The organism is Candidatus Margulisiibacteriota bacterium, from assembly GCA_003242895.1.
In the GTDB taxonomy this organism is placed as follows: domain Bacteria; phylum Margulisbacteria; class Riflemargulisbacteria; order GWF2-39-127; family GWF2-39-127; genus GWF2-39-127.
Genome location: QKMY01000068.1, coordinates 26,067 through 50,272 on the forward strand (window position 1 = coordinate 26,067; position 24,206 = coordinate 50,272).

Here is a 24,206-nt window from a genome sequence, read left to right on the forward strand (position 1 = left end):
ATAACATATTCCTTATTCCTGTTTCAATTAATTTTAATCTTTCTATTTCTTTTTCGTAATAGTAAACTCGGTTACAACCCTTCTCATCGCTTCAAAAACTTCTTCTTGCAGAAACATTTTGGCTTCCTCGGAGTCTATCCAATCTTTACCTTTCTTCCGGATCTTAACCGCCTCCAGTAATGTAAACTGTTCGTTTTTATCCGTATAATTCACAATCCCGGCAAAGGCCTCATTCTTCGGCTGGTCAACATGGACATCCCCTCGGATAATGATGTCATTATTATCACGATTAAAGACCAGTTCATCTCCGGTAATATACGTTTTTTCTTTGATTGCTTCTTTCGATTCTTTATCTTTTAATTTCTTTTTTGTTTGATCTTTAAGGAGCCATTCTAACGAGGTAAGTTCTATTTTTACATTGCCGTATAAATAGAATTTTTTCTCTTTGCCATTATAAAAAGCCATGTCGCCATATAATATCTTGTTATTCTGGACTACTTTTATATTGTAATTAAAGGTTATGAACTCTTCATCCTTTTTCTTATTGTAAAACATCTCCTGACAGGTGATCTTGGTTTCTTTGCTTCTGATCTCTGCTTTACGGCTATCAGTTGCATTCCGGGAGGGCTCTGCCAGCCAATATAAGGTCACGCCTCCGGTCACGATATTTCTTTCCTCATCCAAATATGAGATAAGCCTGTTTGCGGTGATAACCACATCATCGTTCGAAAGTATAATATTTCCAAAAAACGTAGCCCGGTTCTTCTCGTTTTCGATTTCCGCTCTATCGGCCACTATATCCGTTTTAGCGTTTGTCAGCTTAATATTATTTTCAATATAGGTCATCTTTCTGAAGGAATCGTACTTCAATTGCTCAGCTTCTATTAGTATTTTATCTTGTTTGCTCTTCTCCTCTGCATAAGCACTGGACATAAACAGGGCACTGATACCATTCTCCGCAAAAACACTGTCATACCGAGCATTAGAATATACCTTCTTAGCCTTGAGGTCCTGAAATAAAATTCGGCCATCCAGAGCAAATATCTTGCCGTCAACAATGTCGCTGAGATAGGCTTCGTCGATATCGTCACCTGACCAAGCCGACAAAGCATGTACGCTAAAAACCTTTTTTTTATCATGGAAACCATAAAAATTTATGTTATGAATTTCTACCTTCTTTTGAACGCTAGTGGCATTGTTGATAATATCTTCCTTAATATCAACCATCATCCACAGCAGTAAACTGACAAGGAACATTCCAAGGAAAAAAAACGATAGTCTCTTAATAATTTTCATACGAAACCGTTAATAGCCGGATTTGACAGTAGTTACAACGTGTCATATTAATATTATATATTTTCTCTGTGTAATTGGTAAACCCTAGGGAAATGCTAATCTGATCGCTAACTTAGTAATTATTAGCTACTGCCGGTTACCTAAAATTGAGAAGAAGGCTTATTGACCTTCAGCCCAACCCGGAAAAAATCTACCCGCCCACCATGATATCTTTGATACATACCGTAGGAGAACCAATATACCCATTGCCGGAGAAAAACTCAAGGTCATCCCCGATAAAATATATTTGTTTCAAGAAGTCGAGAAGGTTTCCGGCAATCATAACTCCCTTGACTGCTTTTGTTCGTTCTCCGTCTTCTATCAATATGCCCTGAGCTCCCAGACTGAACTCCCCGGATATCGGGTTAACCATGTGAAGCCCCATGACTTCAAAAATATAAAAACATTTATGAGCCTCTTTCAAAAAAACTTCGGTATTCTTCTCTCCGGGCTGAATATAAATATTGCTGGGAGATATTCCAGGCACCATTTTGTACGAAGAGCGAAAAGCATTCCCCGTGCTCTTACCATTGGCCCGGTTGGCATTCTTACTATCATAAAGATAGGTTTTTAAAATCCCGTCTTCCATGATAACTTTTCGCTTCGTAGGAACCCCTTCATCATCATAATATGCCGAAGCAAGTCCTCCACGATACATTCCATCATCGACAATCGTGAGTAATGGACTGGAAACAGGCTTTCCAAGATTACCTTTCAGTAAAGATTTCCCTTTATAAACCTGCTCCGAATCAAAAAGAGCTGCCATAACACCTAAAAACTGAACAGCAACCGTCGGATCAAGGACAACATCGATCTTCTGGGTAGGCAGAGAAACCGCATCAAGCAGTATCGTCGATCGATAGGCCGCCTTTTGCCCGATATTAACTGGATTAAACTGAACCAGCGCCGAGGAGGTCTGCATATAAGCTCCAGCCTCTCTCTGGTCTCCCGACTGAGCAATCACTTCTGCATAACCGCCAAGATAGGTAGAAACATTTCTCTGTAAAGGTATTTTTGATGAAACTAATAATGTCTCGGATATGCCGCTCGAGACTCCGACTTCCTCAGTGTTTACCACTCGCTTATCGTAACGATAAGCTTCTCTTTCTATTTGATAGGCTAAATTAATTTTTTGTTCGATAGAAAGATTTTTAATGCTCTCATCGACATTATTCAAGGGATCTTTATTCGGATTCTCTTCGAACTCCGGTAGAATATTATTAATATCTTTATCACTATAATTGACAATACTCTCTGCCTTATCGATAGTTGCCGCGATGGCTTCTTGAGAAAAGTCGCTCGAATAGGCGAATCCGACTCGTTCGTCTTCAATTATCCTGATGCCATAACCTTCATTCACTGCCTTCTTTGTTTCTACTATATTTTCTTTTCTTGTGGTAATTTTCTGGAAATCCAGGGAAGAGAAGAAGATCTCCCATTGGTTATAGCCTTTGTTGCGCAACCGGTCATATATTTTTTCAATTTTTTGCTCATTTGCTTGCATTATACCTGCCCTCCAACAACAATTTCCGGAATACGAAGCGTTGGCTGTGCATCACTAACCGGAACATGATCACCTTTTCCACATACTCCCGGAATAAAGGTAAGATCATTTCCAACCATATCAACGCTTTTCAGTACTTCAGGACCATTTCCGGTGAGGGTAGCACCCCTGACAAGTTCCGCTACTTTTCCATTTTTAATTATAAACCCTTCCGACACTTCAAATACAAAATCACCGTTGGTAGTATTTACCTGCCCGCCACCCATCTTTGTAACTAATAAGCCATTCGATACGCTATCTACAATCGCTTGCGGGTCAGTCTCGCCATTCGCGATGTAGGTATTAGTCATCCTCGGTACCGGTTTGTTCCGATAATTTTCTCTTCGACCATTTCCGGTCGGCGGCATATTAAGCAAGTTCGCGCTCATCTTATCATTAATAAAATTTTTCAACACACCCTTTTCGATAAGGACACTTGGCGATGTTTTGGTGCCTTCGTCATCTACTGCCGAATACCCATACTTGTACGCCAGCGACCCGTCATCAATGACAGTAATGAGAGGCGACGCCACCATCTTCCCAAGGCTCTCGCTAAAAATCGAGGTCTTCTTATGAATAAAATCCGCTTCCAATGAATGGCCGCAAGCTTCATGGATCATTGTACCGCCAGCTTCCCCCGACAATACTACCATCATTTTTCCGGCAGGCGCTAACGCGGCGTCTAACATGTTTACGGCCCTCTGAGCAGCCTTTCTGGCAATTTTTTCTACTGGTAATTCTTTAATATATTCCCAACCACGGGATTCTCCCGGGCCTTCATATCCGGTTTGGATAATGCCATCTTTTTGGGCTATAACATTTATCATGAATCTTGACCGTATCCGCACGTCACGGACGTGTATTCCTTCTGAATTAGCAATATATATTTCCTGTTCGGAATCGCCGTAACGAAGAGATACCTGGTTAATCAAGGGAGATACGGACCTCCCGGTTTTATCAAGAAAATATAATAACTCTATTTTTTCACCTAAGCCAACAGATTCGGGCACGATTTTGATATAGTCGGCATTATACGATTGCAATGGAAGCAACGTAACACTGCGCTTCTTTTGTCCTGCCTTAAAGACTTTGCTTAACTCTTTTGCAACCGACAGCACCCGATCTTTTTCCATTGAGTTGACATAAGCATAAGCAGTCGCATCTCCCTCAACTATTCTCAAGCCGATTCCGGAATCAATACCGGCGGTTATTTTTTCCACCTTACTCTGCTCCATAAACACCATCGTACTTTTTGTCTTTTCAGCAAAAAGTTCACAAAACCTGGCGCCACTTTCGGATAAAGTGTCTATAATTTCTTCTGATAACTTCTTTTCTATCATGGATCAACCTCGCGTAAAAATATTTACAGGGATAAAATGTCAGGCTATGATAAATGAATTAATATTAATTGTATTATAAGCAAAATATATTATAAGTTTCTTAACAACTTTTTATTATATATAACATATCCCCGGAATAATTTACATATTATTTTTTTATAATTCCTGACACCAGGCTAGCATACTTTCTCATTACAATCTCGATAGTAGGTATAGGTGAGAATTACCAGGTAGGTGCCGATAAGCCCTTGCAAAACAGGAAAGATCAGATTCTCTCCAATATATGGAATAAAAATGAACATATTATTGATCAGGAATAACACCAGCATGATCCCTAGAAAATAGAAAGAATAGTTAAAAAATGTTCGATTATTAAGCCTTATGAACAGAAATAGTTTGCGCAGGGTATTAATAATACCAAGCCCGTCATTAATAACAATTATCGGCACAAAAAGCAAAATAACGACAAACCACAATACCAGGAACATGGCAACATACTGGACAACAGGAAGACGCGCAGAAACAACTAGCAATAAGCCTGTAGGAAATAAAATAATTAGAGAGACGGCATAAACGGTAATAATCTTTTTTAAACTTAGAAGAAGACTTCGAACAAAGTCTATCCGGTTTTCTTCAATTATGCTTTTGCCCATTGCGACAATAAGCGTCTGTACATAGATATGAACGAAAGAAAATACCACAATAAAAAGCTGAGTCGTACTATTCACATTTTGCAGCGGTTCGTCTAATTTTAGTTTTATGAACGAACTGAAAATACTCACGAGAAAATAAATTATGATTGAGGGAAATACTATGGAATAATCTTGCCTGAGAAGCTGATAACTTTTTTGCAATAATGGTAACAAGCTAAACGTCATTAAACCTGCATCCTCAGTAATTCCTGCATTCCTTCAACCAACTTATTCCGAACCTGCACGGTGTACTGCATAGCAACCGAAGCTCGTTCCATTGCCATCATCACTTTATGCATATCCGTATTTCTTCCTAAGGCAAAGTCTTGGGATAAATTATCGGCAGTTACAAGAGCCTTGTTGGTTTCATTAAGGTTATTGATTAAGGTCTTTTTAAAACTGTCCCCGAAGCTCTGGCCTTTTGGCAAACTCAGTCCTTTATCAAGGGCTATGTCTGAGGAAATAGGATTAATATCTAGCATGGTTATCACCTCTATTTCAGGATAGTTTGAGATTTTGGTTTAGTCTTATTCTCGGTTAATTTGCGCTCGCGGTCAATGAGCCTTCGGACATAGGCACTCATACTGCATTTACTAAGATAAGCATGGAGCCTTACGAACTCATACTCTTCCTCGGAAACTGTTACATTTATTGCTAATCTTTCATTCTTTTCGCTCATATGCAACACCACAACATTTAAATATTACAATAGTAAAACATTAACACTTTGTCAAGTACAGCAAAAAACTTTTTAAATTTTCCGTTAAATTAATTATATCAAATAAATTCCAAAGAAACTAAAAACCGCGATATTGTCCGGCACAGGAATCCTCCTATAAACTATCAACCGAATTTCCATTCGGTCCTGTTTGCTTATTATTGCAGAAATAACTATATGTCAATTTTACAAAATAATAATGTTTCAAAGTATATTAGAAAAATAAAGCCTTACAACCACAAGGAATATTTCCCAACCCAGCCTTTTATAGATATATATTTTATCTCTTGTAAAAAGTTACATATTATCATAAAATTCATCTGCTGCGCCCGAGAATTTGAGCAGTTAAAAGCTTTGCTGCAAAGGTATAATATTTGCTTAAAATTTCTTTGTATATGAATTTATTGATACAATATAATTGTTTCAGAATAATTGTATTTTAGGCCTTAAAGCGCGGCTGCAAAATAACTTAACCAAAGGATCAAATCGATGACGGGAACCTCAATTAAAGAAAGATCAAGTAATAATAAAAAAATCGTTAGCAGTTTAGACAAGGACCTCTGCGAGACTGTAAGTGCTGACAAGGACCTTAATCACACAAAAAAACCGGAGCTTATCAGCGCGAATAAACAAAGCAGCCTTCCCACAGAAAAAATCCTACAGCAACTAACCAGGGAAGACCATTACGATAAAGATTTTAGTGATATCAATATCCTCTCCGCAGCGCGAAAAGGCGAGATTAAAACGATTGAGCGCCTCATTAAGGATAACATAGACGTAAACATGCAGGACAAAGAAGGAAAAAGCCCGCTTATGGTAGCAACCCTAAATAAGAATAAAGAGCTTGCAGGACTACTTCTCAAAGCTCATGCAAATGTTAACAGCAAAGATACTAACGGGAAAACTGCGTTAAGAGTTGCCATAGAAAACAACGCAGAAGATATTGCTCTTATGCTTATTAAATATAACGCTGATGTTAATACCAAAGATAAATACAAACAAACCCCACTCATTTGGGCCGCAAAAAATGGACGGGCCTCATGGATCAAGCTGCTCCTAAAATACAGTGCCGATATTAACATTGAAGATTCTCACAAAAAGATTGCTTTCATTTGGGCCGCCATGAATGGCCACAAAGAAATTGTGAAACTATTGGTCAACAAGGTCAATATTAATTTTAAAGATATCTTTGGAAAAAACGCACTCATCTACTCCGCAATCCAAGGACATACAGAGATAATAAAACTCCTCATAAAAAACAAATCCTTTATCCATTCTACTGACTGCTACGGAAAAACTGCGGCAATGTACGCAAAAGAGCACGGACATAAGGAAATCACACTCCTGCTCAACAGACCGTTAATGCGCTAACCTATAAGTGCATCCTCTTAAAATTGGCTATCGCTGCTTCCGAGCGTTGAATGCCACGCGACGATAAAAAGGCGAAAGCAGCTTTTTCCAGCTGCTTTCACAAAGATAGGAGGTCACGAACGTTCCAAGTTTAATAGATATGTTATAACGGCATTACCACATATACATCCCAGACAGAAAATGATTTTAGATCTGCATCCTTTTGATAGGTAACAAGATCAGTGCAAATACCAGCGCTGATATCTTTATTAATAGCTTTCTCAAGCGCATACATAAAAGAAACTGCCGGAGTAGAGCCTTTAGCACCGGCTACGGCAACGCCCCAGCTCCCATAATAGAAATCCGCAAAATATGAATTCGTGTTTTCATCAAGAATTCCAATCGTGCCATCAGCAACAAATCCGCTACCGAAATCCAGCCTCAAACCTCCCTTACCCATGCCTGATCCCGTAAATGAGGTATATAAATATGGTGTTGCTAAATCTGCAAAACTTACCCCAGCAATACTTAATAATAATGATGCTATTACAATTATTTTTTTCATTTTTCTTTCCCTTCTATTTTTAAGTTTTATTTATTAATCATTTTTTGACTATATCTACTAAAATGTTACCAGCCACCTCCTTCAACAGCAGAGGTATATACAATTTTTATGCCAAAATCATTATTCGCAGATGACGGTGTCGCTTACAAGAAGTAAAAGGACGTAATAACGAACAAATAGCATTCTTTACCGATCTTAATCTTGTCTTTGTCCGCTGATTACGTTAACACAACAAAGTTGCCATATAATTTACAAATTTGTAAATATTTTTATTTAAACCTACATAAATGTATGCTACAATTGTTTCATTAATCGTGGAGGTGTATTATATGGAGGATGCCATTAGAGAAGTAAAAGAGATGCAAACCCTGTATGAGATTAGTATGGCATTATCTGCGTCGCTCAATCTCAATGAATCGATCAATAAAATATTCAGCATTCTTGATTCAAAAATGGGAATGAGCCGAGGAACACTAACCTTATTAAACAAACTGACCAACGAAATATCCATAGAGATCGCACATGGCTTGGCTGACGAAGCAAAAAAACGCGGTAAGTACATGGTAGGAGAAGGAATCACCGGAAAGGTGATCGAAAAAGGTGATCCGGCAGTAATACCACTTATAGGAAAAGAACCTCTCTTTTTAAACAAAACCCGCTCTCGGGGCGATATCAAAAGAAACGATATCTCTTTTATCTGCGTTCCAATTAAAATTGGAAACGAAATTATCGGCGCTATAAGCGTGGACAAACTTTTTGAAAACAACATTGCACCCACCGAAGATGTCAGGTTACTATCAATCATTGCTTCGATGATCGCCCAGGCGGTTAAGCTAAAAAGACTTATTGAGGAAGAGAAAGAAAAACTAATTTCGGAAAATATCAAACTCAAAGAAGAGCTTAGAGAAAAATACAACATCACAAATATCATTGGCAATAGCAGCGTAATGCATAATATCTATGAAAACATTATTCAAGTGGCCCCATCGAATACGACAGTATTAATACGTGGCGAAAGTGGAACGGGAAAAGAACTTGTAGCTCACGCCGTTCATTATAATAGCCCAAGAGCCCAGAAACCGTTCATAAAAATCAACTGCGCGACTATCCCTGAAAACCTCATAGAATCCGAGTTATTCGGTCATGAAAAAGGCGCCTTTACAGGAGCCAATGAGCAAAAAAAAGGAAAGTTCGAAGCGGCACATGGAGGTACTATTTTTTTAGACGAGATAGGTGAACTCAGCACCCAGCTACAGGTAAAACTGCTACGGATACTGCAAGAACGGGAATTTGAACGGGTAGGCGGCATAACCTCGGTTAAAGTAAATGTCCGGGTAATCGCAGCTACGAACCGGGACCTCGAAAAGGAAATCAGTGAACATCGGTTCCGCGAAGACCTTTATTACCGGCTTAATGTATTTCCTATCTATATGCCCCCGCTCAGGGAACGAAAAACAGATGTCTTGCTGTTAGCAGAATATTTCCTGGCACGCTACGCAGAAGAAAATGACAGAAAAATAAATCGGATATCTACCCTGGCAATCGATCTTTTAAGCTCGTACCATTGGCCGGGAAATGTTCGTGAACTACAAAATTGCATGGAAAGAGCCGTTCTCCTATGTAACTCCGATACAATACAAGCGCCCCACCTTCCACCGACACTGCAACGAATTGATACCGTTGAGAACAGAGATACCCTATCTCTTTCCCAGCAAGTCGAGAACTTCGAAAAAGAACTCATAATCGATGCGCTGCAAAAAAGCAGAGGGAACAAAATAAAAGCGACAGCTTATCTTTCGACAACGGAAAGGATCCTCGGGTACAAAATAGAACGTTACGAGATCGACTTTAAAAAATTTAAGAGATAAAATAAAATATTTATCATTTATTGCTTAATTTTTGTATAATTGAAATAGAGCAAATCCACATGTCCCCCCGCTAAAAAGGAGTAATTCATGGATAGACAAACATTATTAGATGCTATTGAAATGAAAAATGTGTCAAAACAAGATGCATTAAATATTATGAAAATCTCCGCTATCGACTCGCAGCAAAAACTGCAAAACGCGCTCAATCAGGTATATCCCAAACTTGGGCTGGGCCTTACACTAGATCTGCTCTTTGAACAGCAAATTGACACCGGATTCATAGGAGATACTCTTGATGGAGTAGAAGTCGTATCAATGTTTGATGAAGAGTATAAGATCTCTTTTTCAGCTATGTTCAATCCCAAACGAGAGGAAAGAGCGAAGGGATTCGGAATCAGGAAACCGCCGGAAAACAGCGGCTATAATTATATGAATGACGGATGTTTTCTCTGTATGGAAAACATCATCTGGCAGCAAAACGGAAGACAGAAAGGGTTTTACTGGAATCCTAGACAGAGCATAAATGAGTATAACTTCCTTACTAATCCATTTCCTATATTTAACAGGCATTTCACTATCGCAAGTGCTTCACATGTAATACAAAGGATCAACAGCGATCACCTTCGGGATATGATCCAATTCATGGATGAAGCAGAAGATTACCTTATCTTTTTTAATGGTCAGGATGCGGGGGCCTCGATACCATGGCACCTCCATATGCAAGCGTGTCGGCAAGTACTGCCTATCGAGCAAGCACAGGACAAGGTCGTTATTCTTGATGATGTCATAAAAATATCCATGCTTCATTATCCTATGCCTGTTATTAAGTTAACCGGTACAAGCAGATATCTTATCGATCTCGCAGGCTCTATGATCGTTAAACGATGGATAGAAGCTGAACCCAATTATCACAATACACTTAACTTTCTTGGGACTAAACGAAACAAGGAATATCAAATATACTTCGTATTAAGGGATATTCTAAAATATAAAACCAGATGGATGAAGGGGATGCCCGCGTCAATCGAAATGGGCGGTGTTATCATATGGTCGCACCCGGATGACAGGGCAAAATTCGATAATTTCGAAAAAGGACTTTATATTGAACAAAACGGTTCTTCCCAAAATATCAACGGACTTGATATCATTAAAGGAATTATGGTAGACGTCAGGCCTTCCGAAACGACCATTAATAATTTCGTTAATAATCTTTGCTGGGAAAAAATAAATGGTTGTTATTAATCAAGCTAATAGTCTATACTAGAAAATGGCAGGGTTTACTATATTATTAATATTGAATTGCATGACTGTAAAAAAGTTCTCCTATGAACAAAATAATTATCGTTGATGACGAAAAAATCAAACGTATTAAACTGGCCAGGGCCCTTCGATCGAAAGGATTTATAGTCGATGAGGCTAAAAATGGCATAGATGCGATCGGGATGATTAAGAATACCCGATATGACCTTATACTTATTGATAATATTATGCCAAAACTGACCGGGATTGACACCTGCAAATATATTAAAGATAATAAACTAGCTCCGGGCATTAAGATGATCCTGTTAATAGGATATGGCTCACTGGCCGATTACCCGGAAATAAAAGAAATTGGGATTCAAAAAGCTCTGCAAAAACCCGTCAACACTTCTGATCTATTTAATTCTATTGCTGAATTATTCGGAAATTAATTTATTATGAAGTTTTCCAAGTCATTATCATTTTTTTTCTATTCGTTCCTATTTCTACTTCTCGTAGCTAACCTGAGTAACGCCTCTTCCTTAATTAACGGAATGTCCCCGGTTAATGAGGGCTACCATAACTTTACATTCTTTGAGATTTGCACAATCCGCATAGAAAACAAGTTTAACGGAAATATTTCAGTTCGATTTAATAACGATTCCTTTGTCCCAGTTGGTAAAGTTGTTGTTCCGGCTAATAATACCCTTAAGAAAGGGTTTCGAGCCAGCAAGTGGTCCAATATCGGAACAGTTACCGCTACAGCAGTAAACGCCATGCATATAAAAACCGACTTCAATATTCAGGACAATCGGGGAGTTATTTTTAGTCTTCTTCCGAAAGAATTTTTGCAGGATGCGCCCAAGGATTATGATAAGCTCGATAGTCACACGATATTTACGAATATTCCCGGTGGAGAGCAGATATTCGGACAAGAAGCATCTCCTTTTGTCGGAAATCCGGTGTTTGTCATGAGAAATAACGAGCTCAGGCCTCTCTTTAAGGGCTATGTACCAGCACTCGGAGATATTATCGAGATACAAGTGATATGCCCCACGAATTATCCCCGTGAAATCATTTTTGAAAACAGGTTCGGAGGCAGAATATACAGCGTTGATCAGGAGTACAGCTCAAAAATTATAGGGTCAGTACTCTCTCCGGTGCTTGGTGTCGGAAGATTCCTCGGCACACAATTTGTTCCACCGGGAAGAATAAGGGCAAATCATACCGGGGTAATAGATATATCAACCTCACCACTTGGAGAATTCGGTGGTTTTCAGATTATTCCGGTCAATCATTCGATGAGTTCAGAAATGGGGAGGGCAAGGATCAAGACGCAATGGATGATAATCGGGCCGCTGAATGCAGAGGATAATTCGCTTGAAAACGTTTCTCCGTTTTTTTCGTCATTTATTCGTCCGGAATATGGAAGAAACGATCTTAACAGTAAAAACTGGATAGCCAAGCTACAAAAAAGATTCTTAGTCCAAATCAAAATAAATAATGGAGAGTGGCAGCCCATCCCGGCAATTTCATATAAGCTTGAGGAAGAACTGCCTGCAGAAGCTGACACAGTATTCGAAAAAACAACCCATATCAGAATATTATTTCCTCAGCTTTCTAGCCTGACAACACAAAGCAAGGAGCAATCCCGGTGAAAACCTTTAAATGGCAACTTAGTTTCGGCCTGTTACTGATAGGAATATCGGCAGCAATTTATTACATCCATTATCTTTTGTTCAATGATCTGCACGATATCATTTTCTACTTAATTCATGACATTGCATTTGTTCCCATAGAAGTACTGCTCGTAACCTTAATAATCCATCAGCTGCTTGATATGAGAGAAAAAAGCACCCTGTTCAAAAAACTCAATATGATTATCGGAAGTTTTTTTAGTGAAGTCGGAACAAAACTACTCGGAGAAATATCAGCATGTGATAAAGATTACCATAAAATTAAAGGGCAATTCATTATTACTCCCGACTGGGAGGACAAAGATTTTAAAAAAGCCATAAAGCATTTTAAAAATTATAATTTTACTTTAGAACCTAGTAAAGAGAAGCTGCAAACCTTAAAGCTCTTTCTGAAAGAAAAGAAAGGGTTCCTCTTAAGGCTCCTCGCGAACCCTAACTTATTAGAACATGATAGATTTACTGATCTTTTATGGGCTGTCCATCATTTAGATGAAGAATTAATCCATAGAAAAGATATCGCACATCTTTCTGCAAATGACTTTGACCATATTGTGAATGATGTTAAGCGGGCCTATAGTTTACTAATTATTGAATGGCTTGCTTATATGAAGCACCTCAAGAATGACTATCCTTACCTGTTTTCATTAGCAATTCGGATTAACCCTTATGACCCGTCCGCCTCGCCAGAAATATCTTAATCTTTGCTTTCTGCTGCTAGCCACTGCTTCGTAAACAGATTTTTTAATTTTGCGCTTTCAGGCGGAAGGTTGCTATTATTACCTTTTTTTGATTCCTCTAGTAAAATCTTATTGACTTTATCATGCGAAGTGCCGTTTTTGGGGCTAGAAGGTTTCGCTAGTGGCTTCTTAATTTCTTTTATTTTTCTTTTAGGATCTTTCGATTTATCTCTAATAATACTTTCAGCCGGTATAACGAAATAGTCATGCAAACTTTCCTCTATGACATACCACTGGACACCGAGTTTGCGGCCTTTTAATTTGCCAGTCCGTAAATAGCTTCTTATTGTTAATTCTGAAACTCCTAAAGCGCCTGACAACTCTCGAACAGAATATAAAACAACATTACCTAGTTTTTTCGGCATTTTTTCCCTTTTTGTTAATAAAAGTGTAATTATTACTATTATATCAAGTACCTTATGCTGTACAAAATCGACGGTTGCTCCACAAATAAGAAGCTATCCTCAGGACACAATTACCCCTGGAAATAAAATATATTAGCCATAATATAAAAGGGAGAAAAGCCAAATCTTAGCACTTACACTCTGTTAAATCCTTCCGTTTTTTTAGGATAATACAAGTTCAAAAAAATGACTTATTCAAAATTACAAGTTTTCATGTAGTGAAGAAGAAATAAAAATTTGACAAATAATTATAGAGTACTATACTCCTCTAATACCTAAAGAAGCTATATGAAAGGGGGGTGAAAAATATGGCTGAGATGAGAACAAATATTAACTGGTTGTTGGGTGTTAATGGTATTGTTGCCATCATTTTCGGATTGGCAGCTCTTTTCTTTCCAGGTATTGCATTGGTTTCGTTAGTCTTTTTCTTCGGACTTTTTGCAGTTATCAGCGGTATAGTCCATCTGTTCGGCAGCTTAAGGAACAGAGCATACTATCCACAATGGGGAACAAGACTCTTTGAAGGAATTTTAAGTATAGCAATTGGTCTGGCAGTTATGTCGTTCCCTGGGCTTACGGTTGGATTATTCTTAGTTGCTGTTGCTCTTTGGGCACTCGTTACAGGAATTTTTGCATTGGTTAATGCAAGCAGGTTTAGTGAACACAGAGGCTTAAACATTTTCAGTGGAATAGTTTCTCTTATCTTCGCAGGATTAATATTTACCAATCCTTTTGCAGGAATAGTTGCCACATCATGGCTTATTGGAATATATGCCTTGATACTTGGCGTTACGCTTATATCTGTTGCCGCTACAACTGCTGAGCTCTCAGAGTACGATATGAGAGAGAGAGAAAAGAGGGAAGGGAATAAGATAGAAATACACAAGAAAGCTGCATAACATTGACCTCACATGATTTAGATAGTTAGAAAGGGTGCCGGCACAATGCAGCACCCTTTTTTGCGTTCTTACCTTTTTTTTAAAATAGTTACAACCTCTTTGAAAACGTGAAAGAGTTATATGGGTTTAAATTTTAATACATCAAAAAGGCCTTGGCAGAATCAAAAAATTATTCAGGGATGAAGTTAAGACTACTTCCTTCAGCTTGCAGGATAGATATATTCATTTCTTCCGATACTCTTTTTTCCCTCGCGATTAGGCTATAAAAACAAGGAACAACAAAAATTGTCAACAGCGTTGAAACAACTAACCCGCCAATAACTGCAATAGCCATAGGAATGCGGGTCTCTGCGCCCGGACCAAAGGCTAACGCCGAGGGAATTGCACCGGCAATAGTTGCCAGCGTTGTCATCAGGATAGGACGTAAGCGAATAGGGCATGCCTCCTGAAGGGCGTCCTTGATATTTTTCCCTTGTGAACGCATTTGATCCGTAAAATCAACCAACAGGATCGAGTTTTTCTTAACAAGCCCCATCAAAAGAATTAAGCCGATCATACTGTAAATGTTCATCGACTGATTAAACAGCAATAGCGCCAGGAGTGCTCCGGAAACACTAAAAGGAAGTGCCATCAAAACGGACAAGGGGTGAGAATAACTATTAAACTGTGACGCCAGGATCATATACGCAACGAGTATACCGAGAACCAATACGCCCATCAAGCTTTGCAGAGATTCACGCGAGGCCTGAGCGTTGCCGCTTAAAACTATCCGATATCCTTCAGGTAGAATCTTTTTAGCAGTTGCTTCGACCTGCGATATAACCTGTGCCTGGGAAGCCCCGGTTTTAACATTAGCGTAAATGGTTATTGCCCGCTCACGGTCTTTTCGCGTGATACTCTGAAGCGCCGGACGGGAAACAACCTTGACCACCTGGGATAACGGGATCAGTTCACCACGGTTATTGCGGACATTCAAGCCCAGAATGATGTTTTCCCCGTCGCGATCTTTATCCGGCAATTTCACAATAATATCATAACGATGCCCTTTCGATTCATAACGTGCTACTTTGATGCCGCCAATCATCGCCTGGATTGATTGTCCTATAGAAGCCAAACTTACACCTCGCAATGACGCCTGTACCCGGTCAGGAACTATGTCTATTTCTGTCATACCCAGTTTGTAGTCGGTTCCCAGATCGGTTAGTGACTGATTTTTTTCAAGCGCATTAAACAACGATAAAGAAGCTTTGCCGAGAATATCCCAGTCCGGACCTCGCACAGTGAACTCTACCGGAAAACTCATACCGCTGGAAAAGCTGCGCATGGAAGGGTCCTGCAACGAGATCTTACATCCTTTTATCTGTTTCTTGAGCTGACCTCTGGCCTTATTCATGAATTCCTGCTGCGTTAATTCTTTTTTTGTTCGTTTATTTATTCCCCGCTGCCCTTTCGGCTTCATGCTCACAAAAATATTACCCACAGTAGGATCACCGCCGCCGTATCCGCCGACATTAGCAAAATAACCGTCAATTTCCGATTGTTCTGACAAAAAAGCTTCGATAGCTTTTACTTTCTCATCGGTATAAGTAAGCGACGAGCCTGCCGGTGAGTTTACACGCATTGAAAACATACCCTGATCTTGCGCCGGAACCATCTCACTCCGCAGATATTTCACACTCATCAAGCTTATCGCGAAAAATATTAAAGATATAACGATTACTGACATTCGATGATTTAGCGCTTTTTTTAAAAGCCCTGCATAAAGCTTTTTTAATCCCTCAAATCCCCAGTCAAAAAATCTTCCAAGATGAGATTCATGCTCTTTTGCCTGGAGAAACTGTGAACAGCGCATCGGAGTTAGCGTTAATGCCTCAAATAGTGATAGTAGTACTGCCACGGTCATCGTTATCGCAAACTGGAAAAAGAATTTACCGATAAATCCGGACATAAAAGCAACGGGTAAAAATAACGCAACGATAGCAAAGGTTGCCGCCATAGCTGCGAACGATATTTCGCTAGCGCCACCAAGTGCTCCCTGGTAACGATTTTTTCCTTGTTGCTTATGCCGGATGATATTTTCCAGCACCATAATCGCATCATCAACAACAATACCAATAGCCAGACTCAATGCCATCAACGTGAAAGTATTCAGCGTGAAATTTAAAAATTTAAGGACAATAAAGGTTCCGATAACCGAAGTTGGAATGGATAACAGGACATTCAGAGTTGCTGACCAGGAACCTAAAAACAGCCAGCAAACAAATGAAGTTAATAAAACAGAAAAGATTATCGTTACTAATAATTCGTGAACTGCATCTGCGATGAATGTAGTTGTATCAATGCGGATATCAAGATGGATACCTTCCGGTAGACTTTTTTGAAGGCTGCTGATACGGTCACGAACCTGCTTACTGACCTCTACTGCGTTTGATCCTCGCTGCTTAAGGATACCTAGACCGAGAGCAAACTGGCCATTTGCCCGGCTTATTCGCTGGGCATCAGCCAGACCATCCTCGATGTCCGCTACCTGTTTCAAATAAAACGGTGCATAATTCGGCTGGCCTCCACGTGAGTTAAGGCGGATATTTTCAAACTCCGCGAGTGATCTTGCTTCACCCAGGGTCCGAACTGTGGATTGCTTGGCAGGACCATCAATATGTCCGCCGGGGAGCTCTATATGTTCATTCTGAATAGAATTGATGATATCCTGTACAAGTAAAGGCATATCTGTTTAGGGCAGCTTTATTCGCCCAAACCCGCAAGGCAGGCTCTACATAGCCCCCCAGGTCAACGTCTCCGACTCCGGGAAGACTCGTGAATTTGTCTTTTAAAACATCACGGACATAGGTCATCAATTCCTGGCGGGATTTCGTTTGACTACTCACTGTAAGCCACATTATAGGTTGATCTTCAGGATTAGTTTTAGAAATAGTAGGAGGCTCGATACCATCAGGTAATGAACGTTGGGCCCGGGATAGCTTCGCTTGTACTTCCTGAAGAGCAACATCAATATTCTGCTTTAGGTCAAATTCCACAGAAATTCTTGCCGACCCGTTACGGCATATCAGAATATATCTGGTACGCAGCCCAATCCGCTGCTTCTTTTTGAGATTGAATTACACTTTTGTTTTGCTTAATTGCATTAACAATCCGAAACCCTCTGAACAGTGGCTGAGTTGCGGTTAGTTTTATACTTGTTTGATCTGTAAATTCGCCGCTTCCGGCGATTAAATGTTGGCTAGAATATGAGAATGCCCCACTTATGGTTGGGAATGAAGCACCCAGTGCCTGTTTATAGTGCTCTTCCGATTGAATAACCTGCTCTTGCTGGTCTGCCAAAACTTCACTCCTGGCTCTGGCCAGTTGAAAGGCATCGCTCAATGTATAAGATTTCTCCTGAGCGTTAAGACTGCTCAAATAAAATATAAAAAACACAAGTATATATAACTTTTTCATCAATACTGCCTATTTTCTGAATTCGCTTAAATATTAACCGATCTCTGTTTGGTTTTGCAAAACTGGAGATAACATTTTGAGTATGTCATGAAAAAACTATTTCAAACCGTATCTTATCATATTAAACAACTATTTTGTAGAATAGGTTCCATGCCGGTTCATGATCAATAAATTTCTGGTTACCTTAACCAGACACTCGAATTTGATCAATCAGGTCTTTCATGCTCTTGGATTCGTCTTCCAGATTATTAACAAAACCTTTGATCTGCTCAAGTATTGCGGTGTGTTCCTGGACCGAGGCCAGGATTGAGTCGGTGCGCTCAGAATTGCTCTGGGTATAAGTATAAATGGTATTCATGGCAGTAACTACTTGATTTTTAATAGAATTCAGTTCGTTGATCTGGGAATAAACTATTTCAATTTCATTGATAGAAGATTCGATAGTACTGCGAAGTTCGTTAAAAATCATTCCTGTATCATTAACAACTGTATTTTGATCAGCAAACATATTTTTCGAATTATTTACTTCTATGATGACACTTTGGGATATATCAATAACTCTGCAGATAATACTCTGGATCTCTTTCGCATTTTTATTTGATTGAATAGCCAGTTTTTCTACTTCTCTTGCCACCACTGCAAATCCTCTACCCTGATCCCCCGCCCTTGCGGCCTCTATGGAAGCATTAAGCGCCAGAAGCTTGGTATCAGAGGCTACGTTCATGATAATATCAGTAAAATTATTAATAAGTTTAACTTCTTTACCCAGAGAGTTAACGACGATATCAATTCTGTCGACGGTTTGTCTGATACTATCTTGTTTTTTAACTAATTGAGCGACAATCTCGGATCCCTTTGTGCTCATATTGACAACGTTAACCGTAGATTCTTTCATTTTGTTAGCCGTTTCTCGTATAGTTGAGGCCCGGGTTTCGAGAATGCAAACGGAGTTAATGCCTTCTCCCGCTTTGCTGGACTGCTCTAAACTATACTCTGAGATATTTTTAACAGAATTAACGATACTCTGATTTGAAGTTACTGATTGTGTGATCATAGCAACAAGATTGGAAACTGCAGAGTCTACAATAGTAGACGTTCTTTTGGATTGTACAATCATTTTCGTGAGGCTATCAATGCTCGTTTCCAGTTGGATGGAGTATTCTTTTAGTTTTTCCTTAACCTTGCTGCCGCGGTAGATATAGATCATCAAAACTGAAATTACGAAAAAAAATGTTCCAAAATCACACAAATAAAATTCTGAGTTAATAACATGAAATTGCATCAAGGCATCATAGGTCCCGCAGAGGATTAAGGCAATTAATCCAAGACTTAATATTTTAATTTCTTTATTTTTGTGTGCAATTAATTCCCAGATCATTGCAATTGCACCCAATATAATTAAGGGTGGTAAAAGATAGTGTTTAAAGTAATAAACCTTATAAAAAGCTGATCCTAGCGTAAATGCAATTATATAGCCTATGCCGATTACCGCTATATTGAGCTTTAGAAAAAGGCTAAATATTTTTTTGAATTTGCCGATGATAATTTGTTCCAACATTGCATATCCGCTTATAATTATCAGCGGAAATCCTGACATGCCTACCCATAGACTAAGCGCTGAGTATTGTGGACTCACGATTAAACTATAAATCTCTTTTGTAAAAATAGCATTCAGCGATGTGGCTATTAAAAAAATAGCTACCGGCCAATAAGGATAGTTATTTGAATTATAGATATAGATGACCAGAAGGAGTATGGCAATTAATAAATAAACTATACTTCCAATAAAACCGGTCAAATTACTATTGTAAATCTCCTGTACAATTGTATCTCGCTCCCCGATGCGAACCGTTTTAAAAAAACCAATCTTATTTGACAGGTCGCTATAAAAACGGAAATAAATATATTTACCCAAATAATCTTTTTTTAGCCGAAGAATATGGCAACCCCATCCGTTATAACTTGCCGGACCATTTATTCGGATAGTACCTGATTTATAGATTAAAGCGTTATCGATAAATACTTCAAAAGCTAAATAACCTTTGCTTGCAAATAATCCAGGAGCTTCCCATTCTCCTTGGGGCAAACGAATGCGGAACCAAACAAAAGAGTTGCCATTATTATTAGCTCTGGTCATTGATGGTTTATTAATAGGTTTCCAGCTGAGCTCTTGATTATTTAAGTCGAAAGAATTATTACCGGTTTCGTTCAGTTGAAGATCTCCTGAATAATACTCCCAGCCTTGAGTGAGCGCTATAGTTTTGACCTTTGAAATAGTTTCTTCGGCGTTAAGTGATATACAGAGAAATCCACTGACAGCAAGTAAAAAAAGAATTGATATAGCTTGAACTTTTTTTCTATAAATACATCCGGTTGTATTAAACATATTATATATTGTATGTGAAATTTATATCGCCGTCTAATGCTTAAATCATACCCTATGCACTTTTTTGTTCGCACAAGCTAACAAACCTTAGACTAACCCCGGCTTTATTCCGGGGGGAGCATTTCATGCTGCACGCCTTCCCTGTTCCCATATCCGTTTAGCGAGAGCACTATTCAGATACCCAAGATGCCGCTTTTCATCAGCAAAATTAATTTCAATAACCGATTTTACGTTCAGTGGCAGATCCATATCTGCAGCGGCTTTATATTCGCGGTTGGTTATCTTTTCGTTACTCTCAACCGCCTGGAGCAATCCCTCGGTTCCGGTAGATCTGCGCAAGCGTGTATATCCTTCTATGAATATTCCATTAATATCCTGCACCGGTTCAACCGGGATTCCGCCATAACTACGCACCAATACTGTCAAATTGGCAATATGTCGTTCGTGATCTGCACAGAATGTTCCTAATTGACCATGGATTACCTTGTCCTTGGTCTGTTTCATCGCCTGATGATACCCCTCATCAGCGTCAAAATCCAGCTGTATTAACGAGTTGAGTATACTTATGAGAGTGCTGTTATCCATATTCCACCTCCCTTCGGTTTAATGCTATGATTATATAGCTAATATCCGCGATGACAATTGTAAATATTTCTTAACGTTACTTGATTTTGAGTGATGGATGATATTTTTCCGAAATGGATATAGCTTTAGTTAGGAGGGTTAGGGTTGGCTTAGTTTGATGACTTTTTAGCATCGGTTAAATTACTGGCTTGCCCCCTTGAAAAAAATAAAAAAAATTGAAATTAAAATACAAAAAAAGCCGAGCCTTTGTAACTGAATATATAAATTTAGAATATTGGCACTGAGAGCCGGTTACTTAACGTTAGTGGGCAAAGAGATGAAAAAGGTAGTACCTTGTAATGGTTCAGATTCAACCGAAATGACACCGCCATGTTTATTGACGATAATATTCAACGAAAGTGCTAATCCTTGCCCTGTACCTCTGCCCACTTCCTTGGTTGTAAAAAATATATCAAATATTTTGTTTAGATTCTCTTTTGGAATGCCAATCCCGTCATCGCTTATAGTTATAATAACCATGTTCTCTTTTTTGTGCGTCTTTATGGTTATATTGCCCTTTTCGTATAGTTTCTTCGCAATTTTTTCTTCAATCGCATGAGCGGCATTAATAACCATATTCAGAATAACTTGGTTTATCTCGTCAATGAGACAAAAGATCGACGGTAAATCCGGACTCAGTTCAGTATTCAGAGTCGCAACATACTTCCAGCAATTCCTCGAGATGCTGGTCGTGATTTCTATTGCTTTATTAAGATTTGCAGGGCTCTTGGCAGTTACCCCTGGATGCACGAACTCTTTCATTGATAGGATTATATTTCGAACTTGGCCAATACCTGTAAGAGTCTCGGAAAAAGCTATAGGAGACTCAGACCTAATATAATCCAGGGTTATGTCTTTTTCAAGTCTATCAATAGCTGCAACGGTATCTGTAATATCCTGTTGACTGGTTATTTTGTTTTTCAGTACACTATATTGGTCAATGAGAGCGAGCATTGATTCATAAGTATTTTTTAAAAAAACTGTATTGTCACCGATATATTGCATTGGCGTGTTTATCTCGTGCGCGATACCGGCAGCAAGATGTCCTATCGATTCCATTTTCTGCGATAAAGCCAGTTGCGCTTCTATTTTCTTTTGACTTGTAAGGTCCTTCCATATGGATACGGTTCCCATTACCTCGCCTTCAGGACTCTTCATTAGCGTATTCGTAATCCTTAACGGATATATCATGCCTTTTCGTTTAAGCTCAATTTCACAATCATAACTTCCGTTCCTCATAGTCATCTCCCCAATAGGATGCACCAGATGTTCCATCTCGTCTTCAGAACAAAAATCTTTCGGATATTTTCCAATTATTGACTCGATATCTGATCCAAGTATTTGCGCACAGGCATTGTTAATAAACCCGACTTTCCCATTGATATCAGAAATAACTATCCCGTCCATAGTCTGCTTAACCGCAATTTCCAGTTTTCGGAGCAACTCATTTGCAAGATACCGCTCTTCTTCGACTCCGATCGCACTTGAGATAAGTTCTATTATACTTTTGTCATCTTCAGAGGGATCATACTGCTTTTTGTATACAACGCACAAAGATCCGATGCTTTTGTCATGACACCTTACAGCTTTGCCCAAATAGCATTGCAAATTGCACTTGCTCACATTAATATCAGTTTCATAATATCTCGAATTCTGTAAGTCATTTGCTATAAAAATACTTTTATCGGGATTCATTATAACATCGTAACATACCTGTCCTTCAGGTTTATCGACAAACAGGTAATCTTGAGGAACATTCCAGTGTGCCTTCGTACATAACAGTTCATTATTAAGCCTGTTATATAACGCACAATCTGCCTGCAACAACTCTCCGCAGGCTTCAGTCAAACTCGCAATGTTCACTGTCGGATCATCGCCAAAGGTAATAAAACACCTGTTAATCTGCTTAAGTCGTTCCTCCATTTGCTCTCGTTTTACTATGTCAGCCTTAATTATTTCATTTGCAAGAGTAAGCTGCGAAGTTCTTTCCTGCACTTTTAATTCCAGTTCATTGTAGTATCCTTTGAGTTTTTCAGCGGAGCTCTCTATGGAATCCAACATTTGATTAACAGCCCTGGCTAGGACTGCGAGTTCATCATTACCTGTAATAGTCAGCCGTTCAGAAGCTGATCCCGAATTTCTGATCTGATTGATGGAGGAACTTAAGTACATCAGTTTGGATAAAACTATTTTCTCCATAAGAACAAGTATAATCAGCACAAAAATTACCCCAATGCCTATGATAGAAATAAACAAATAAAGCAGCGAGCGCTTTCCTTGCAAATAAATATCCCGTTTAGCATCTATCCGGGCAATAAATGCAGGTTTGTTATCAATATCACGTACTATTATATAGCTAGAGATTAAAGCACTGCTGTGCATATGAATATAAAAAAGATTCCCTTTGAGTAATGAGTCCTTGGCTATAATTAAGTCCTGGGATAAAGGTCTTCTTAAATCGACCAGAGAAACCGCCTGATGTGTAGTGCGCGCCAGCGATTCTACCCTGCCAATATCCAAGAAGTAACCAAATACCAGTGTGCCGTTAATCGGACCTTCTCCTTTGCTTGTCAGAATGGGCCTCGCCACAATTAATGCTGGCATGCTATCACATAGTATAATTCCACTTGTTATGTCATTTTTATCCCTTTTATAAATCAGCTTTTTATTTCCTATAATATACTTCTGAATATCGGGAGTAATCGCGCAGGGACGTCCATCTTTATCAACAACTCTAGCAGTAAGAAGATTGCCTTTTTTGTCGAAAAAAAGCATAAAATCAAGTTTTAGGTCTAGTACAGATTGATAAGGGAGATTAGATTCTATATATTTCTCGCTTTTATCGGTTACAAACTGATACGTATCATCCCAATTTGCCCAGTCAGACGATAGTACCTCCAGACTCCCAGAATAATCTGTCAGCGTTGATTTGACTCTCTCCAGATTTCTTGTCATCATCTGCTGTTCTAGATACAAATAATTATCGAGGAAAAAGTTTCTGGCAACTAATGTTGTGATTAACAATAAGGCAACTAATGATAAACAAAGTAATAAAATGGTTTTGTGTCGTATGCTCATAAATAATCCTATTGAATATTTTTCAAATATAACAAAAAGAATAAAGCAAGGGCGCTGCAGTTAATCGTTATCAGACTTATATAAATTTCCTTTTTATCAAAACTCACATCTCATAGAAAAAATATATTTGTCGATCCCTGAAACAATCCATATCATAGCCAAACAGATCAATATATGGCTGTACATCAAAGATGGGGGAATTCCTGATAAGATATTAGTTAATCAGACTATATCAAGAAAGGAATTCCCTTATGGAAATAATAGCAGATCAACTT

At 38.8% G+C, this 24,206-nt stretch carries 21 protein-coding genes; 7 read left to right on the forward strand and 14 right to left on the reverse strand.

Going from position 1 to position 24,206, the window contains the following annotated elements; genetic code table 11:
* Positions 1-42 precede the first annotated feature (42 nt).
* The 6 genes from DKM50_13140 to DKM50_13165 form a co-directional block, all read right to left on the reverse strand.
* Positions 43-1,296 carry a hypothetical protein gene (locus tag DKM50_13140; GenBank protein ID PZM77346.1) on the reverse strand — a complete coding sequence of 418 codons (1,254 nt, stop codon included), beginning with the start codon at positions 1,294-1,296 and terminating at the stop codon, positions 43-45.
* Positions 1,297-1,486: 190 nt separating this feature from the next.
* A complete protein-coding gene (locus DKM50_13145; GenBank protein ID PZM77347.1) occupies positions 1,487-2,839 on the reverse strand; it encodes a hypothetical protein in 1,353 nt (450 codons plus the stop codon).
* Positions 2,839-4,218 (reverse strand): TldD/PmbA family protein, encoded by a 1,380-nt coding sequence (locus DKM50_13150; protein PZM77348.1) that lies wholly within the window; start codon positions 4,216-4,218, stop codon positions 2,839-2,841. The genes DKM50_13145 and DKM50_13150 overlap by 1 nt, the downstream gene beginning before the upstream one ends.
* A gap of 176 nt (positions 4,219-4,394) precedes the next feature.
* Positions 4,395-5,096, reverse strand: coding sequence for a hypothetical protein (locus DKM50_13155; GenBank protein ID PZM77349.1), 702 nt, complete (start codon positions 5,094-5,096; stop codon positions 4,395-4,397).
* Positions 5,096-5,392 carry a flagellar hook-basal body complex protein FliE gene (locus tag DKM50_13160; protein PZM77350.1) on the reverse strand — a complete coding sequence of 99 codons (297 nt, stop codon included), beginning with the start codon at positions 5,390-5,392 and terminating at the stop codon, positions 5,096-5,098. Before DKM50_13160 ends, DKM50_13155 begins: the two co-directional genes overlap by 1 nt.
* A gap of 11 nt (positions 5,393-5,403) precedes the next feature.
* Complete coding sequence (locus DKM50_13165; protein PZM77351.1) at positions 5,404-5,589, reverse strand: hypothetical protein; 186 nt, start codon at positions 5,587-5,589, stop codon at positions 5,404-5,406.
* 528 nt (positions 5,590-6,117) lie between these two features.
* On the opposite strand from DKM50_13165, the gene DKM50_13170 reads away from it, so the two are divergent.
* A complete protein-coding gene (locus DKM50_13170) occupies positions 6,118-6,999 on the forward strand; it encodes a hypothetical protein (GenBank protein ID PZM77352.1) in 882 nt (293 codons plus the stop codon).
* A gap of 142 nt (positions 7,000-7,141) precedes the next feature.
* Here the strand turns inward: DKM50_13170 and DKM50_13175 are convergent, their stop codons facing one another.
* Positions 7,142-7,543 carry a hypothetical protein gene (locus DKM50_13175; GenBank protein ID PZM77353.1) on the reverse strand — a complete coding sequence of 134 codons (402 nt, stop codon included), beginning with the start codon at positions 7,541-7,543 and terminating at the stop codon, positions 7,142-7,144.
* A 329-nt stretch (positions 7,544-7,872) separates the two neighbouring features.
* Here DKM50_13175 and DKM50_13180 point away from each other — a divergent pair, with 329 nt between their 5' ends.
* From DKM50_13180 to DKM50_13200, 5 genes are all read left to right on the forward strand, one after another.
* Complete coding sequence (locus DKM50_13180) at positions 7,873-9,411, forward strand: sigma-54-dependent Fis family transcriptional regulator (protein ID PZM77354.1); 1,539 nt, start codon at positions 7,873-7,875, stop codon at positions 9,409-9,411.
* An 87-nt stretch (positions 9,412-9,498) separates the two neighbouring features.
* Positions 9,499-10,653, forward strand: coding sequence for a hypothetical protein (locus tag DKM50_13185; GenBank protein PZM77355.1), 1,155 nt, complete (start codon positions 9,499-9,501; stop codon positions 10,651-10,653).
* An 83-nt stretch (positions 10,654-10,736) separates the two neighbouring features.
* Positions 10,737-11,102, forward strand: a complete 366-nt coding sequence (locus DKM50_13190) for a hypothetical protein (protein ID PZM77356.1) — start codon at positions 10,737-10,739, stop codon at positions 11,100-11,102.
* Between the two features lie 6 nt (positions 11,103-11,108).
* The gene (locus tag DKM50_13195) at positions 11,109-12,308 is read left to right on the forward strand and encodes a hypothetical protein (GenBank protein PZM77357.1); all 1,200 of its coding nucleotides are present in this window, start codon (positions 11,109-11,111) and stop codon (positions 12,306-12,308) included.
* Positions 12,305-13,045 carry a hypothetical protein gene (locus tag DKM50_13200; protein PZM77358.1) on the forward strand — a complete coding sequence of 247 codons (741 nt, stop codon included), beginning with the start codon at positions 12,305-12,307 and terminating at the stop codon, positions 13,043-13,045. The genes DKM50_13195 and DKM50_13200 overlap by 4 nt, the downstream gene beginning before the upstream one ends.
* Here the strand turns inward: DKM50_13200 and DKM50_13205 are convergent.
* Positions 13,042-13,449 (reverse strand): hypothetical protein, encoded by a 408-nt coding sequence (locus tag DKM50_13205; GenBank protein ID PZM77359.1) that lies wholly within the window; start codon positions 13,447-13,449, stop codon positions 13,042-13,044. The genes DKM50_13200 and DKM50_13205 overlap by 4 nt on opposite strands.
* A 347-nt stretch (positions 13,450-13,796) precedes the next feature.
* On the opposite strand from DKM50_13205, the gene DKM50_13210 reads away from it, so the two are divergent.
* The gene (locus tag DKM50_13210) at positions 13,797-14,387 is read left to right on the forward strand and encodes an HdeD family acid-resistance protein (protein ID PZM77360.1); all 591 of its coding nucleotides are present in this window, start codon (positions 13,797-13,799) and stop codon (positions 14,385-14,387) included.
* A 169-nt stretch (positions 14,388-14,556) separates the two neighbouring features.
* Here DKM50_13210 and DKM50_13215 read toward each other — a convergent pair whose 3' ends face one another.
* The 6 genes from DKM50_13215 to DKM50_13240 form a co-directional block, all read right to left on the reverse strand.
* The gene (locus DKM50_13215) at positions 14,557-17,112 is read right to left on the reverse strand and encodes an AcrB/AcrD/AcrF family protein (GenBank protein PZM77361.1); all 2,556 of its coding nucleotides are present in this window, start codon (positions 17,110-17,112) and stop codon (positions 14,557-14,559) included.
* A complete protein-coding gene (locus DKM50_13220; GenBank protein PZM77362.1) occupies positions 17,069-17,479 on the reverse strand; it encodes a hypothetical protein in 411 nt (136 codons plus the stop codon). The genes DKM50_13215 and DKM50_13220 overlap by 44 nt, the downstream gene beginning before the upstream one ends.
* A complete protein-coding gene (locus DKM50_13225; protein PZM77363.1) occupies positions 17,442-17,843 on the reverse strand; it encodes a hypothetical protein in 402 nt (133 codons plus the stop codon). Before DKM50_13225 ends, DKM50_13220 begins: the two co-directional genes overlap by 38 nt.
* Positions 17,844-18,027: 184 nt before the next feature.
* Positions 18,028-20,229, reverse strand: coding sequence for a hypothetical protein (locus tag DKM50_13230; protein ID PZM77364.1), 2,202 nt, complete (start codon positions 20,227-20,229; stop codon positions 18,028-18,030).
* 123 nt (positions 20,230-20,352) lie between these two features.
* Positions 20,353-20,814 carry a ferritin gene (locus DKM50_13235; GenBank protein PZM77365.1) on the reverse strand — a complete coding sequence of 154 codons (462 nt, stop codon included), beginning with the start codon at positions 20,812-20,814 and terminating at the stop codon, positions 20,353-20,355.
* Between the two features lie 291 nt (positions 20,815-21,105).
* Positions 21,106-23,931, reverse strand: coding sequence for a hypothetical protein (locus DKM50_13240; protein ID PZM77366.1), 2,826 nt, complete (start codon positions 23,929-23,931; stop codon positions 21,106-21,108).
* Positions 23,932-24,206: the final 275 nt, after the last annotated feature.